Origin of the sequence: Asanoa hainanensis, from assembly GCF_900188485.1 — a bacterium.
GTDB lineage: Bacteria > Actinomycetota > Actinomycetes > Mycobacteriales > Micromonosporaceae > Asanoa > Asanoa hainanensis.
The window spans coordinates 445,744-458,454 of record NZ_FZPH01000002.1 but is presented as its reverse complement, the minus strand read 5'-3'; the positions used below and the strand labels follow the sequence as shown (position 1 = coordinate 458,454).

At 68.8% G+C, this 12,711-nt stretch carries 17 protein-coding genes and 1 tRNA gene; 6 read left to right on the top strand and 12 right to left on the bottom strand.

The window, feature by feature from the left end; translation table 11 throughout:
- Window positions 1-102 precede the first annotated feature (102 nt).
- Window positions 103-1,497: a stress response protein gene (locus CHC05_RS06010; protein ID WP_089245514.1), complete on the bottom strand. Its 1,395-nt coding sequence runs from the start codon at window positions 1,495-1,497 to the stop codon at window positions 103-105.
- Window positions 1,498-1,705: 208 nt separating this feature from the next.
- Between CHC05_RS06010 and CHC05_RS06005 the strand changes: the two genes are divergently transcribed.
- Window positions 1,706-2,386 carry a YqjF family protein gene (locus CHC05_RS06005; RefSeq protein WP_089246144.1) on the top strand — a complete coding sequence of 227 codons (681 nt, stop codon included), beginning with the start codon at window positions 1,706-1,708 and terminating at the stop codon, window positions 2,384-2,386.
- Here the strand turns inward: CHC05_RS06005 and CHC05_RS06000 are convergent.
- Genes CHC05_RS06000 through speB form a run of 3 tightly spaced genes read right to left on the bottom strand, consistent with a single transcriptional unit; the run spans window position 2,370 to window position 4,879 of the window.
- Window positions 2,370-2,783 (bottom strand): VOC family protein, encoded by a 414-nt coding sequence (locus tag CHC05_RS06000; RefSeq protein WP_089245512.1) that lies wholly within the window; start codon window positions 2,781-2,783, stop codon window positions 2,370-2,372. The two genes, CHC05_RS06005 and CHC05_RS06000, sit on opposite strands and share 17 nt — an antisense overlap.
- 5 nt (window positions 2,784-2,788) lie before the next feature.
- On the bottom strand, window positions 2,789-3,817 hold the full coding sequence (locus tag CHC05_RS05995) for an MBL fold metallo-hydrolase (RefSeq protein WP_089245510.1): 1,029 nt from the start codon (window positions 3,815-3,817) through the stop codon (window positions 2,789-2,791).
- Between the two features lie 51 nt (window positions 3,818-3,868).
- Entirely contained in the window at window positions 3,869-4,879 is a 1,011-nt protein-coding gene (speB, locus tag CHC05_RS05990; protein WP_089246142.1) for an agmatinase, read from the bottom strand.
- A 177-nt stretch (window positions 4,880-5,056) separates the two neighbouring features.
- On the opposite strand from speB, the gene CHC05_RS05985 reads away from it, so the two are divergent.
- Window positions 5,057-5,482, top strand: a complete 426-nt coding sequence (locus CHC05_RS05985) for a hypothetical protein (protein WP_144022489.1) — start codon at window positions 5,057-5,059, stop codon at window positions 5,480-5,482.
- Between the two features lie 110 nt (window positions 5,483-5,592).
- Entirely contained in the window at window positions 5,593-6,480 is an 888-nt protein-coding gene (locus CHC05_RS05980; RefSeq protein WP_089245506.1) for a hypothetical protein, read from the top strand.
- Between the two features lie 8 nt (window positions 6,481-6,488).
- Here the strand turns inward: CHC05_RS05980 and CHC05_RS05975 are convergent, their stop codons facing one another.
- Window positions 6,489-7,292, bottom strand: a complete 804-nt coding sequence (locus CHC05_RS05975) for an S-methyl-5'-thioadenosine phosphorylase (protein ID WP_089246140.1) — start codon at window positions 7,290-7,292, stop codon at window positions 6,489-6,491.
- 177 nt (window positions 7,293-7,469) lie between these two features.
- On the opposite strand from CHC05_RS05975, the gene CHC05_RS05970 reads away from it, so the two are divergent.
- Window positions 7,470-8,060, top strand: a complete 591-nt coding sequence (locus CHC05_RS05970; protein ID WP_239083740.1) for a YqgE/AlgH family protein — start codon at window positions 7,470-7,472, stop codon at window positions 8,058-8,060.
- A gap of 76 nt (window positions 8,061-8,136) precedes the next feature.
- Window positions 8,137-8,209, top strand: a tRNA-Ala gene (locus CHC05_RS05965).
- 211 nt (window positions 8,210-8,420) lie between these two features.
- Here CHC05_RS05965 and CHC05_RS05960 read toward each other — a convergent pair.
- The 5 genes from CHC05_RS05960 to CHC05_RS05940 all read right to left on the bottom strand — a co-directional run bounded on the left by CHC05_RS05960 (window position 8,421) and on the right by CHC05_RS05940 (window position 11,201).
- Window positions 8,421-8,834 (bottom strand): hypothetical protein, encoded by a 414-nt coding sequence (locus tag CHC05_RS05960; protein ID WP_089245502.1) that lies wholly within the window; start codon window positions 8,832-8,834, stop codon window positions 8,421-8,423.
- A 114-nt stretch (window positions 8,835-8,948) separates the two neighbouring features.
- Window positions 8,949-9,359 carry a type II toxin-antitoxin system VapC family toxin gene (locus tag CHC05_RS05955; protein ID WP_089245500.1) on the bottom strand — a complete coding sequence of 137 codons (411 nt, stop codon included), beginning with the start codon at window positions 9,357-9,359 and terminating at the stop codon, window positions 8,949-8,951.
- Window positions 9,356-9,634: a type II toxin-antitoxin system Phd/YefM family antitoxin gene (locus tag CHC05_RS05950; RefSeq protein WP_089245498.1), complete on the bottom strand. Its 279-nt coding sequence runs from the start codon at window positions 9,632-9,634 to the stop codon at window positions 9,356-9,358. Before CHC05_RS05950 ends, CHC05_RS05955 begins: the two co-directional genes overlap by 4 nt.
- A gap of 73 nt (window positions 9,635-9,707) precedes the next feature.
- On the bottom strand, window positions 9,708-10,559 hold the full coding sequence (locus CHC05_RS40535) for a hypothetical protein (RefSeq protein ID WP_144022488.1): 852 nt from the start codon (window positions 10,557-10,559) through the stop codon (window positions 9,708-9,710).
- A gap of 141 nt (window positions 10,560-10,700) precedes the next feature.
- Entirely contained in the window at window positions 10,701-11,201 is a 501-nt protein-coding gene (locus tag CHC05_RS05940) for a hypothetical protein (RefSeq protein ID WP_144022487.1), read from the bottom strand.
- Between the two features lie 53 nt (window positions 11,202-11,254).
- On the opposite strand from CHC05_RS05940, the gene CHC05_RS05935 reads away from it, so the two are divergent.
- Window positions 11,255-11,680: a nucleoside deaminase gene (locus CHC05_RS05935; protein WP_089246138.1), complete on the top strand. Its 426-nt coding sequence runs from the start codon at window positions 11,255-11,257 to the stop codon at window positions 11,678-11,680.
- Here the strand turns inward: CHC05_RS05935 and CHC05_RS05930 are convergent.
- Both CHC05_RS05930 and CHC05_RS05925 read right to left on the bottom strand, forming a co-directional pair.
- On the bottom strand, window positions 11,673-12,299 hold the full coding sequence (locus tag CHC05_RS05930) for a class I SAM-dependent methyltransferase (protein WP_089245492.1): 627 nt from the start codon (window positions 12,297-12,299) through the stop codon (window positions 11,673-11,675). The two genes, CHC05_RS05935 and CHC05_RS05930, sit on opposite strands and share 8 nt — an antisense overlap.
- A complete protein-coding gene (locus CHC05_RS05925) occupies window positions 12,296-12,595 on the bottom strand; it encodes a DUF1330 domain-containing protein (protein ID WP_089245490.1) in 300 nt (99 codons plus the stop codon). The genes CHC05_RS05930 and CHC05_RS05925 overlap by 4 nt, the downstream gene beginning before the upstream one ends.
- Between the last annotated feature and the right edge of the window lie 116 nt (window positions 12,596-12,711).

Below are 12,711 nucleotides of genomic sequence, written 5' to 3'. Positions count from 1 at the left end.
CGCCTCCAGAAGAACGCCACGTCGATCGCGACGAGGCCTCGAAATCGCGAACCGGTTCCGAAGGCCTTGCCCGGCGGGCAGCGCCAGGTGCCGTGCGCGACCTTAGCCCGCCCGAGTGGCTTCGTCGACGTCCGCAGCCGGCCGTGGGACTCGTGCTAATTCCGGTCCGTCCTGCGACGAGATCGCCGACGCGATCAAGCTCGACGACACCGGCTCGGCCGTCGTGGGCTCGTCCGTGGAGCGCAGCCGCGGCGGCGCGGGCATCCACGGCTTGAGCGACTGCAAAACCTGTTCGTAGAAGTCGTCGATCGCGGCGAGGACGGAATCGATGAAGGAGCCGCGGCCGGCGCCCCGCTTGGTTCCCGCCGATGTCACCTGCGTGATGCGGAACGCGCGAAGTTCCTTGGTGGGATCCACGATGAGCCTGGCCGGGTCCTCGCGTACCAGCCGCAACGGATCAACCGTTCCCTGACCGCGGGCGTGCATCGCGAACGCTTCGACCGTCACGGTGTCTGGTGCGTTCTTCAACTGGCGAACCACCCAGTTGACCCGCGTCGTCGGCCGGCCTTCTTTGGGCGCGTCGATGTCGACAGAGCAGATCACCTTCGCAGCTCTCAGGTCGGCGACGACCTGCAGCGGACCGACCGCCCCGGGGATGCGCAGCGCGGCGGTCATCGTGCCACTCGTCGTCAGCTGACCGGTCAGTACCTGCGTTCGCGATGCGGGCTCGGCCAACTCGCGCCGGGTCAGGGCTGGCACCACCTCGGTGCCGAGGCGGCGACCAAGCCGGAGACTCGCGTAACGAACCAGCGCGTCGAAGCGGCTTGCGATCTCGGAAACGACCGGATCGGTCGACCGCAGCGTGCCCGACGCGACTGCCTCCCGCACGGTCACCCACGCCGGACCCATGTCGGTGAACTCCATAGCGCCTGAACGTGGGTGCTCGAGATAGCGGATCAGCTCACCCAGAATCCACGCCTGGTCGGCGTCGGCGACGCCGCGGTACTCCTTCTGCATGACCGCCGCAGTGAGGATTTCGGTCCACGGAATGTGGTGCAGCACGACCTTCTTCAGCTTGCGCTTGTCGACCGGTGTGGGGTGTTGCCCTGGCATCGGCGGCATCTGATTGGAGATCGTGATCAGAGCGTCGAAGCCTTCCTCTCGCGCGATGTCGAGATACGACTCCAACTGCTCCGTCTGCAACTCATTGTTACCGGTCTTGACCTCGACCAGGGCCGTCCACTGGCGCTGACCGCGAGAGACCCGAAGCAGGCCATCCGGGAAATACTTCTTCCCACCGTGCTCGAACGGCACTTCGATGAAGGTCTGCACAGGCCCGGCCGGTGCACCGAGGGGTGCGGTCAGCGCTCGCCCGAACTCGCGTACGGCGCTCATGACCGCCAAGAGCGCGGAGGTCGCCCGGCGCTCCTGTTCTTCGGGCCCATTGATGCCGGACGTAGGAATCAGCCGAGCTCCCTGCCACGTTTCCTCGGTCATCGGTCACCCTTTCGACTTTGGCTGTCGGAAAGTTACACCCGCGTTAAATCAGAAAGTCGCTCGAATGAGCGGACGACCGATCAGTTCCACTCACCCATGTGGACGGATGTGGGACTAGTCGTGGTCGCCGAAAGGCTTTTCGATATTGCCCGTTCGCCGTACGGTTGGAGCCGTGAACCCGTCGCCGGTGGTGGTTGAGCGTCCGGTCATGTTTCAGGCCTGGCGTGATCTGACGTTTTTGCACTGGCGTTATCCGGCGGCGGACGTGCAAGCCGTGTTGCCCGACGGGCTGACTGTCGACACGTACGACGGGGACGCTTGGGTTGGGCTCGTGCCGTTCGTGATGGCCGGTGTTCGGGCGCCCTACGTGCCCGCGCTTCCCTGGCTCTCCCGGTTTCCCGAGACCAACGTCCGCACGTACGTCATCGGGCCCGATGGGCGGCCTGGGATCTGGTTCTTGTCCCTCGACGCCGCGCGGCTCGCGCCCGTTGTGGTCGCGCACCTCACCTACTCGCTGCCCTACGTGTGGTCCGCCATGTCCGTGCGGGTCGACGGGCCCGAGCACCGCTACCGCTGTCGGCGGCATCTCCAACCCGGTCGGCGCTGTGACGCCACCGTGCGGGTCGGTCAGCCGATTCCCGAGCCGGCGCCGCTCGAGGAGTTCCTCACCGCGCGGCATCGGCTCTACAGCGTGCGGTCGGGGCGGATGGTGGCCGCCGACGCCGAGCACGGTCCCTGGCCGCTGCGACAGGGCGAACTGCTCGACCTCGACCAGAACCTGCTGGAAGCCGGCGGGTTGGCCACGCCGACCGGTGGACCGCTCGTGCACACCTCAGCGGGCGTGCTGGTGCGGGTCAGTGGCTGGCGCGCGGTCAGGGACGGTTCGTGATCTGCTGCACCGCCCACGCGTTGCCGTCCGGGTCGGTGAAGTTGACGAAGCCCACGTTGTTGAGGTCGTCGCCCTCCTCGCGCGCACGCGGACCGCTGGCTCCGTAGACGACGATTTCCGAGACCTCGACGCCGCGCTCGACCAACTGGGCCCGGGCCGCGTCCAGGTCGTTGACCACCAGTTGCAGGCCCTTGAGCGACCCCGCCGGCATGTCGGGGACCGCGCCGTAGCCGATGACCACCGAGCAGCCGGAGCCCGGCGGGGTCAGCTGGACGATCCGGAAGCCCGGCCCGGCGGTGTCGTGGTCGACCGCGAACCCGAGCTTCGAAGCGTAGAACTCCTTGGCCCGGTCCACATCGGAAACCGGAACGATGACGACTTCCAGGGTCCAGTTCATGGAGGTCAGGCTAGCCGCCAGTGGTCGATGTCGCCGTCCGCCCGCCGCACCACACCGCCGCGCGCCAGGTGCGCCAGATGGGCATACGTCTCACCCACTGCCGAACGCCGGATCATTCCTTGCACCTGCGGCCACGGACGCGACCAGGTGAGCCGCGAGGCGAGTTCCCACGTGGTGGCACCAGGTGAGGCGGCGACCAGCCGGGTCACCTCGGCCAGCCGGTCCGCGTGGTGGGTGTGCAGCGCGGCTACGCGGTCGCGCAGGCCGGCGAACCGGTACTCATGTGCGGGCAGCACCTCGTCGGCCTCGAGTTCACCCGTGCGGGTGAGGGATTCGAGGAAGTCGCCCAGCGGGTCGGCGGTCTGTCCTGGGTGGAGGGTGATGTTCGGGCTGATCCTCGGCAACACGTGGTCGCCGGAGAGCAGCAGCCGCCGGCCCTCGTCGAAGAAGCAGAGATGGCCGGCGGTGTGGCCCGGCGTCCACACCGCGCGGATGCCGTCCAGCGGCCGCTCGCCGTCCTCGATCAGGCGGTCGGGCTCGGCCAGCGAGCGGAACCGGCGGGCGTCCTCGACCGAGCCGACCGTCTCGGCGATGTCCGCGTCGCTGCCGCCGCGGTTGCGTACCCAGGCAGAGATGTTGGCGACCCAGTCCCGCGGGTCACTGCGGCCCTTGATCGCCGCGGCGTCCAGGGCGTGCATGCCGATCCACGCGCCCGACGCCTCGCGCACCGAACCGGCCAGACCGTGGTGGTCGGCATGCCAGTGGGTGACCAGCACCGCACGCACGTCGGTGAGCGCGTAGCCACACGACGCCAGGCCGTCGACCAGCGCCGTCCAGGCGTCGTCGGTCGGCCAGCCCGCGTCGACCAGGGCCACGCCGTCGGGCCGGGCCAGCGCGTACACCAGGACGTAGCGCAACGGGCTGCCGGTCATCGGCACCGGGATCGACCAGAGGCCGGGCCGGACGAGCTCCACCGGCGGCAACGTCTTCTGCTGCCAGGCGGCGCGTTGCGCGGTGCCGGTGACCTCGACCATGCGTCGATCAGACCGCGACCGGCCGGCGAGGACAATCGGCGGTGACCAATTTCATCGCTGGCGCCGACCGTCGAGCAGCGGCCGGGTCGGGTCCCAGGTGCCTCCGCCGCGGCGGAACGCGATCGCCGACAGCGCCTCCAGGACGACCCGGTTGGCCAGGAACGCGGTCACCTCCGCGTGGTCGTACGGCGGCGACACCTCGACCACGTCGACGCCGACGACCGGCAGTTCGAAGCAGACCCGGCGGACCGCGTCGAGCAGCTCGCGCGAGGTGAGGCCGCCCGGTTCGGGTGTGCCGGTGCCGGGCGCCATGCCCGGGTCGACCACGTCGACGTCGACGGAGAGGAACACGCCGTCGCAGTCGTCGACCGCGATCTCGAACGCCTCGGACAGGCAGGTGTCCAGGCCGCGGGCCACGATCTCGGTCATCTCGTACGCGCGCATGCCCTGCTCGGCCATCCAGTCGAGCGTCTCCGGACCGGGCCAGTAGCCGCGGAGGCCGATCTGCAGGAAGCGGTCGCCGCGGGCCGCACCCGACTCGATCAGCCGGCGCATCGGCTGGCCATGGCCGAGCAGCGAACCGAACTCGCTGTAACCCGTGTCGGCGTGGGCGTCGAAGTGCACGACCGAGACGCGGCCGAAGCCCTTGGCGCGCGCGACACCGGTGACGTCGGGCAGCGCGATCGTGTGGTCGCCGCCGAGCACGACCGGAATCGCCCCGGCGCCCGCGATCGTCGCCACCGCCGCCTCGATCACCCGGACGCTGCGCTCGATGTCGCCGGAGAAGCACTCGACGTCACCGGCGTCGTACACCGTGAGGTCCTTGAGCCCGTCCGTGCGCAGGGCGAGCGCCGGCCGCGACCCGTCGTGCGGCAGATAGCAGGCCTGCCGCATGGCCGACGGACCGAAGCGCGTGCCGGGCCGGTGCGAGGTGCCGCCGTCGAACGGCGCGCCGAGGATGACCACGTCCGCGTCCGCCCAGCCATCCGGAACATCCAGGTCACACGGGGGTACGCCGAGGAAGGTGATGTCGGGTCCGTACATGGCGCCGTACCGGGTCATGGTCAGCCACGCTAGCGGGTCCGGCGGTGCGGGTGGGACCACAAGATCGCAGGGGTACGAACGGGTTCCGCCGATCCCCTTTACAGCGCGGTGTGACCGCCGTCACTATCGGTGCAGAGGTCGCTTCAGACCAGGAGGTGTGCGGTGGGCGGCACACAACCGAGCTCGACTGACGCGGTGTCGTTGCAGATCGCACGGCGGCACCGGGCGGCGTTGCTGCACGAGATCCATCTGTTCGAGCATGCGATCGCGTCGCCGAGTGCCGAGCCGGGTTGGCGGGAGCGGTTCGGGATCCGGTTGCGGACGCTGCGGGGTGCGTTCGCCGAACACATCGTGGTGACCGAGGGCGAGGACGGGCTCTACGCCGAACTGCTGGAGCACGCTCCGCGGCTGCACCGCCGGGTCCAGGTGCTCACCCGCGAGCACGCCGCGATCGCGGTGTCGATGTCGGCGTTGCAGCGCCGGACCGACGTGCCCGGGTCGAGGGTGGACGAGTTGCGTCGCGGCGGCGGCGAGGTGCTGCGGGCGCTGTCCCGGCACCGGCAGCGGGGTGCCGACCTGGTCTACGACGCGTACGAGACCGACATCGGGGGAGAAACCTGACCCGATCGGGTGATCTCGCGGAACCGGGCGGGCGCTGCTGCCGTCACACCCACATGGGTCTCGTACGCGCGGGTCGTCATCTTGCCGCCGTTGCCGGTGCTGTGCTTGTCGTGGCGCTGTCGGCGTGCGCCTCGCCGGGTGGTGTCGGCGACGGCGGCGGGCCAGCGGTCTCCGACCGTGACGAGGCGATCGAGCGGTGGGCCGAGGACGTGGCCGACGCCTGGTCGCCGACGGACACCGCGTGGAAGCAGGGCTACGTGCCGTTGCAGGAGCCGGTTTCCGTGGACGGCTCGCTGATCGGCGCGGAGAAGCAGGCCCTCGCGGCCGGCTGGTGGACGACGACCGTCACGCTGCCCACCGACCCGCCCGCGCCGGGGACGGTGGTGTTCCGCGACGGCTCGTTGAAGGCGCCGTTGCTCAGCGCCGCGGCGGCGTACCAGAAGATGGATTTGGGTGATCCGCCTCCGTGCGGTGTCACGCCTTCCCCGGTCGTGGTTCCCTCCGGCCCGGACGGCTCGGTGTCGGCGCCCGTCGGTGGTGACTGCGTCGGACTGACCGTGTCCGGGGTGTCGTTGCGCACCATGGAGCTGCGCACCAGCCGTGGCGTCGCGACCGTGCCGGCGTGGCGGTTCGACATCGGCGACGGGCGCGGAGTCCTGCGCGCCGCGGTCGCGGACCCCGCTCCGCTGCCTTCGCCCGCGGCGACGCCGACCGACCGCGCGGTGCCGTCGGGGATGGTCGCGGCCCAGAGCGTCACCGGCGCCGACGGTCTGAACCTGCACTATTCGCTCGGGGTCGGCGCGTGCGACCACGACATCACCCCGATCGTCGCCGAGCGGTCGCACGTGGTCGTCGTCACCGGTGGCGTCACCCGCGACGACGGGACCTGCACGGACCAGCTGATCATCTCGCCGGTGACCGTTTCCCTCCGCGAGCCGTTGGGCGACCGGCCTGTGCTAGACGGTTTGAACGGGACGCTGTTGCCGGTGGGCTCCTAGGTGTTGGCTTAGGGCAGCTCGATCGGGAGTTTCAGGCCGTCGAGGGCGTGGCCGCACGGGCAGTCGCGGTCGAGGGGGATCGTCTTGAGCGCGTCCATGAGTACGCCGCGGAGCTTCTCGGTGTTCTCGCCGAAGACGCGGAAGACCTCCTCCTGGGTGACACCGTGGTCACCCTCGACGCCGGCGTCCAGGTCGGTGACCAGAGCGATGGTCGTGTAGCAGAGGGCGAGCTCGCGGGCCAGCACGGCCTCCGGGTAGCCGGTCATGTTGACGACGGCGCCGCCGATCGAGGTGAACCAACGGGATTCGGCGCGGGTCGAGAACCGCGGGCCTTCGATGACGACCATGGCGCCGCCGTCTGTGGGGGTGATCTGGTTGGTTTTTGTCGCGTTGTGCAGGGTCGCGCGGCCGACCGGGCAGTAGGGGTCGGCGAAGTTCACGTGCACTGCGCCCTCGTCGTAGTAGGTCTGCACCCGGCTCGTCGTGCGGTCGACCAGTTGGTCGGGGATCACGAAGCTGCCCGGGCCGAGCTCCGGGCGCAGGCCGCCGACCGCGCACGGCGCGAGGATCTGCCGCACACCGAGCGCGCGCAAAGCCCACAGGTTCGCGCGGTACGGGATCTTGTGCGGCGGAAAACGGTGGTCACGACCGTGCCTGGGCAGGAACGCCACGGTCCGGTCCCCGACAGTGGCCACGGTGATCGGGTCGGACGGAGGCCCGTACGGGGTGTCCATCTCGTGTTCCGTGGCGTCGTCGAGAAGGGCGTAGAGACCCGAACCGCCGATTACCGCAAGCTCCGCACGTGCTGTCACTTTCATCCCTCTCGCCGAGGCTGTCAGCCTTAACCATGGCCGTAGGTCAGGCTAGGGTGCGATGCATGGCAACGACTCCCCGGATGTGTTGCGCGTGGATGGTCGCCCCTGATGTCCTGTCCACGTGCGGCGGCGACGGGTCGCGGCCGCCCTCCGGTGGGTTCGGAGGGTAGGCGCGTGCAAGGCGAAGGCCAGGCGATCGGGGGCCGATCGATGGAGTCGATGACCGGACGACTCCTGGTCGCCACGCCGGCGCTCAAAGACCCGAACTTCGACCGTACGGTCGTCCTCCTGGTCGCCCACGAGCCCGGCGGGGCGCTGGGTGTCGTGCTCAACCGGGCGACGGAGGTGCCGGTCTCCGAGGTCCTCGGCGCCTGGGGCACCCTGGCCCGCGACCCGGCGGTGCTCTTCGAAGGCGGCCCGGTCCAACCCGAGTCGGCGATCTGCCTGGCCCGCATGCGCGCGCAGCGCCCGCGGATGCGCGGCTTCCACCCGGTGTCGGGCTCCATCGGCACGCTGGACCTCTCCATCGACCCGGACGCGATGCGGGAGAAGCTGACCTGCATACGGGTTTTCGCGGGGTACTCAGGCTGGTCACCGGGCCAGCTGGAGGAAGAGATCCAGAGCGGCTCGTGGTTCGTGTTCGACGCCCTCCCGGGTGACGCCTTCGTCGACCGCCCGGACGACCTGTGGCCGATGGTCCTACGCCGCCAGGGCGGCATCCTGTCGGCGGTGGCCCACTTCCCGGCGGACGTGGCCCTCAACTGACCCACCCCCTGCGAGATGACCCACGGGTGGGGCATGTGTAATATTGCGCGAGTGCCCGGGACACCGGGTGCGAATTGGGGCCGTGGCGCAGCTGGTAGCGCACCACACTGGCAGTGTGGGGGTCAGGGGTTCGAGTCCCCTCGGCTCCACAAATGGCCGGTGGATCGTGTTCGCGAGATCGCGAAAACGATCCACCGGCCATTTGTGTCGCATCTTCCTATTCCGGGGGCGACCCCCGGACCCCACGGTGTGGTGGGTGCGCTCCGCGGGGCGCGTGAGGTCCCCGTGCGGGCCTGGGTCCATGCACGGCGACTACATCGACGTGGCCTCAGATCAGCGGAAGAGCGCGGTCCTGGTCGTTCAGCGGTCGGTGAGCGAGGCTGTCAACCCGTCCTCAGTTCGCAGGACCTCGCAGGTGAACCTCAGCGACGACGGGAACTTCTCGGGCCCTGCCAGGGCGAGGGTGTAATTGACGGTTGCGTCGATCGAGTATCCGACGGCGGTCTTCCGTGTCTGCTCGAGTTCAATACCGTCAACCGTGAACGACGCCGCGTCGCTCATCATCTCGCCACGGCTCTCGGCGTCCCGCTCCAGCGCGGACCGACATTCCCGCTGGGCGTTGCCCTCGGTAAGAGCGCCTCGGTTCGCTTGCCACACGAGTGCAGCGGCCACGACGCCACCGATGACAACGACAGCGGTGACGAGCCCGATCCACCGCAAGCTGCGCGAACGGGTCGCAACGACGGCAGGCGAGTCAGTGGACTGGTCGGCCAAGGCAAACTCCAGGAGCGGGAATCGAACAGAATCGCACGGCCGGAGCCTGCCACAAACGGTCCGCGGTGTGGTGGTCACCCACCGGACGCGATGTGGCGGGCTTCCGGCTGTGATCTAGCTTTGGCCTGGGCTCGCTGTAGGGAGTCCCGCTGCTTTGGCGGAGTCGAGCAGGCGCCGGTCGTACGTGACGAACGCCAGGAGTGCCGATCCTGACTCGTTCGTGAGGACTTGTGCCGTGGCCAAATGGATCGCGTCGAGGCTGCGCAGCATCGGATCCGTGAATGCTGCCGCTGTTGCCCGGATCGTGCTGTCGATCTCCAGCCGGAACAGCCGGCCGACCGCGGCGGGGACGCCGACCAGCGCCTGCGGGGCCGACCGTCGCAATGCCCTTGGAACTTCGACTTCGACAAGAGCGGACGAGACAAGAGGCGCATCGGCGTGCGCGTTCAGCCAGGCGACAAGGTCCGCGCTGTTTGATTCCTGGCGAACGAGTTTGACGACGGCGGCCGAGTCGAGATAGATCACCAGCGTTCCTCGTCGCGCATATCAGCGAGCGCAGCGGCCACATCCACCTCTTCGTCACCGAGCTTCGGGGGCAGCGGGACCGGGCCGCTGCCGGTCGGAGACACGGCTCGGCCGCCGGCGACAAGCTTGTTGAGGGTGGATCGATCGTCGCCGACGGGAACCAGGCGGGCGATCGGACGCCCGCGATCGGTGATCTCGACGGTTTCACCGCCGCTAACCCGAGCCAGAACCTGACTCGTGTTCTGGTTCAGCTCGCGGACACCGATGCGCTCCATAAGGCAAGTGTAGAACATAAAGTTCTACATCACCACGGCTTCCCTGGCCGGGCCGAGCCGGCGGCGGTTCGCCTCAGCGGGGAACGATTTCGCAGATGAGAGCGCGACCACTGGCCAACTGGCCAACTACATCGAGTTCGTCGGGCGTCTCGTGAGAGAGGAGCCTGATATCGGCCGCACGGAGCGCGCCGACGATGCGGTTGGCCAACGAACCGCGATCTCGTTGCTCGGCATGTCCGTCCGCACGAAGGGACAGCCGGAGCTTGTTGTCGCTGCCAACGATCAATCTGGTGAGTGACGATCCGTCGCTTGTCGAGAGTCCGCCCGCGATCAGGGCACTCTTGACGTCGGCGCCAGTTTGACGGCATTCGCGCGGTCGACCTCGCGGGCAGCCAGATACACGGCTTCCACGAGTTGCGCGACGGCTAGGGGAACGGCGCTCACCGAGAGGGTTTGGGGGCCAAGAGAAATGGTGCCGGCAGCCGGGGTCGTATTCGAAACCCCAATACTCGCTCGCGACTTCGCGCGCGGGAGCACCTGCGTCGACACGCCGCTTCTGCGGGCCACGGCCGTCGCCGAGCGCCCACTTGTCGAAGTGCACCAGGGCGTTGCGCACGTCGGCCAAACCCGGCAAGGCCTGCTTGAACGCGTCCTGGGCCTGCGTGACATCACGTAGAGCCTGATCAAGACCGAGCTTACGCAGGTGGCCATCGATGAGGGCAACAGCGTAAAGGAGCTGCCGGAGAGCAATGACGAGCTGACGGGCGTCGATTTGACGCGAGCTGAACCAGGAGATCCTGTCATCGTCGGGATCGTCCATGCGCAACAACGCAAGCTCTGCGGTGCGCTGCCACCACTGGATCTCCGAGAGCGCGATCGCCTCGGGGTGGTCTGCGGGCGACCAGTCGACAACGGGATTCGTCACGGAGGGATTATCTTCATACTGACCTTCGACCTGCCACCCAGTTCGCCGGCTCGGTGGCGAGGCGCAGGCTCCCGCCGAGGTGCCAATCGGCTGTGGCCGTTGGGTGACCGGCACAGCCGATTGGCCGGATCAGTGGGGCGGTCAGGTTGCCGAGCAGGCCGTGTTGAATTCCGCTACCGCCGCGTCCAGGGCCTTTCGGCTGGGCTTGGCCCTGGCCGACTTGTTGGTTTCCTCGCCCAGGGTCATCATTTCCTGCTGCACCTTGTCAGCGGCGGCGCTGACCGTCGCGTTGGCGCCGATCGAGTGGGCGATTACCGCGGCCGAGCCCGCGATCCACTGTGCACTCACCGCGATGTGGCCCGCCGGCGGGCCGATTTTCTCCGCTTTCGCGATCTTGTCCGCGTTGTCTTTGACGTCCTTCTTGATGTCGGCGCAGGCTTGCGCGGTGATCGCGTCGATCGCGGGAGCGGTGGTCGGGACGGTCGTCGGTGCCGCGCTCGTGGCCGCTGGGGCCGGCGAGCTCGCGGTTTCCTCCGACTTGGTCTCCGTGCCGCAACCCGACAGCGCGACCAGCGCCGTGATCGTCACACCGGTCAGGAAAAGCTTCATTGATCCCCCGTGATCCTCATAGTCGCGGCGCACGGTACCAGCCGCAGTCAACGGGCTTCGATCAATTAATGGGTACGCTGAAGCGCGTGGATCAACGAGACGAGCAGTTTCTGCGCCGCGCTATCGCGTTGGCTGCGGCGGCTCCCGCGACCGGTGGGCGGCCGTTCGGTTCGCTGTTGGTAGGGCCCGACGGTGCTGTGCTGGCCGAGGCGCACAACACGGTGCCCGGTGACGGTGACATCACCGCTCACCCCGAGCTCAAGCTCGCCCGCTGGGCCGCCCGCGAGCTCGAGCCGTCGACCGCCGCCGCGACCACCATGTACACGAGCTGCGAGCCCTGCGACATGTGCGCGTACGCGATCGACCGCGCCGGGCTCGGCCGGGTCGTGTTCGCCCTGTCGGGCGAGCAGTTCCAGGAGCTTTCGCGCACCACCAACCCGAAACGGGTCGAGCGCGACGGTCCCGCGTTGTTCGACGAGGCCCGCGCCCCGATCGACGCGTTCTTCAGCTGAGCGCGCGGGCGTGGATGCGCTCGACCGAGCCTGCCTTCAGGCGGTCGACCTCCACGATCTCGAATCCTGCGGCCTCGACCAGGGCCAACTGCCGCCGGGTGAAGTGTTCGCCCGCCAGTGGGACCGTGATCCGCTCCAGCAGCCACTGCCCCGCGTGAATGGGGGGCCAGGTGCTGGCGATGTGGTCGACCAGGAGCAGGGACCCGCCCGAAACCAGCACCCGGCGCATCTCTCCGATGGCCGCGCGCGGGTCCGGGATCGAGCACAGCGCGAACGCGCACACGACCGTGTCGAACGACGCGTCCGCGAAGGGCAGGTGTTCCGCGTCGCCCTCGCGCAGGTCCGCGGGGACACCCAGGTCGGCGGCGCGGCGGCGGGCGATCGCGAGCATCTCCGGGCTCAGCTCGATGCCCGTGACGGTCGTGTCAGGCCCGTAGTGGGACAGGTTCAGGCCCGTGCCGATCGCTACCTCGAGGATCCGGCCGCGCGCGCGTTCGCCCAGCCACTCCCGTCCGCCGGCGAACCAGATCTTCTCCAGGAACGCGACCTGCCTGTCGTACGTGGACGCGTTCCTGTCCCACACCCGCCGCTGCTTGGCCGTCGCCGAGCCGCCGCTCATGCCGATTCGTCCGCGGCGTTTACGATGCGGATGTCGCGCTCGGCGCCGTCTCCGAGTTCCGCGAGCGCCGCCTGATATGCCGGGCTGTGATACGCCGCGACGGCCTCGTCGGCGCTGTCGAACCGGATGACCGTGGTGCGCAGGGCGGACCGCCCCTCCAGCACGTGCACCGGGTTGCCGCGGGCCAGGAAGACCCCGCCCGCCGCCCGCATCGCCGGGCCGGCCAGGTCGATGTAACGCGCCAGCTTGGCTTCGTCGTGGATGGCGATGAACGTATTGATCCAGTAGGCCGTCATTTCTCAATCATGCGCGGGCCGCGACCTATCCACGGAAGAACGAGCGTGGTGATGCCGATTTCACCGACACCGCACACCGGCGGTCACAGCCACGCAACGGTCGGGCCAGACAGTGA

Bases quoted from the DNA above. Each gene is read 5' to 3' on its own strand.
- CHC05_RS05950 (WP_089245498.1), bottom strand. From the start codon at position 9,634: ATGGAGCGCATCGGTGTCCGCGAGCTGAACCAGAACACGAGTCAGGTT.
- CHC05_RS06005 (WP_089246144.1), top strand. From the start codon at position 1,706: ATGTTTCAGGCCTGGCGTGATCTGACGTTTTTGCACTGGCGTTATCCG.
- CHC05_RS05925 (WP_089245490.1), bottom strand. From the start codon at position 12,595: ATGACGGCCTACTGGATCAATACGTTCATCGCCATCCACGACGAAGCC.
- CHC05_RS06000 (WP_089245512.1), bottom strand. From the start codon at position 2,783: ATGAACTGGACCCTGGAAGTCGTCATCGTTCCGGTTTCCGATGTGGAC.
- CHC05_RS05930 (WP_089245492.1), bottom strand. From the start codon at position 12,299: ATGAGCGGCGGCTCGGCGACGGCCAAGCAGCGGCGGGTGTGGGACAGG.
- CHC05_RS06010 (WP_089245514.1), bottom strand. From the start codon at position 1,497: ATGACCGAGGAAACGTGGCAGGGAGCTCGGCTGATTCCTACGTCCGGC.
- speB (WP_089246142.1), bottom strand. From the start codon at position 4,879: ATGACCCGGTACGGCGCCATGTACGGACCCGACATCACCTTCCTCGGC.
- CHC05_RS05995 (WP_089245510.1), bottom strand. From the start codon at position 3,817: ATGGTCGAGGTCACCGGCACCGCGCAACGCGCCGCCTGGCAGCAGAAG.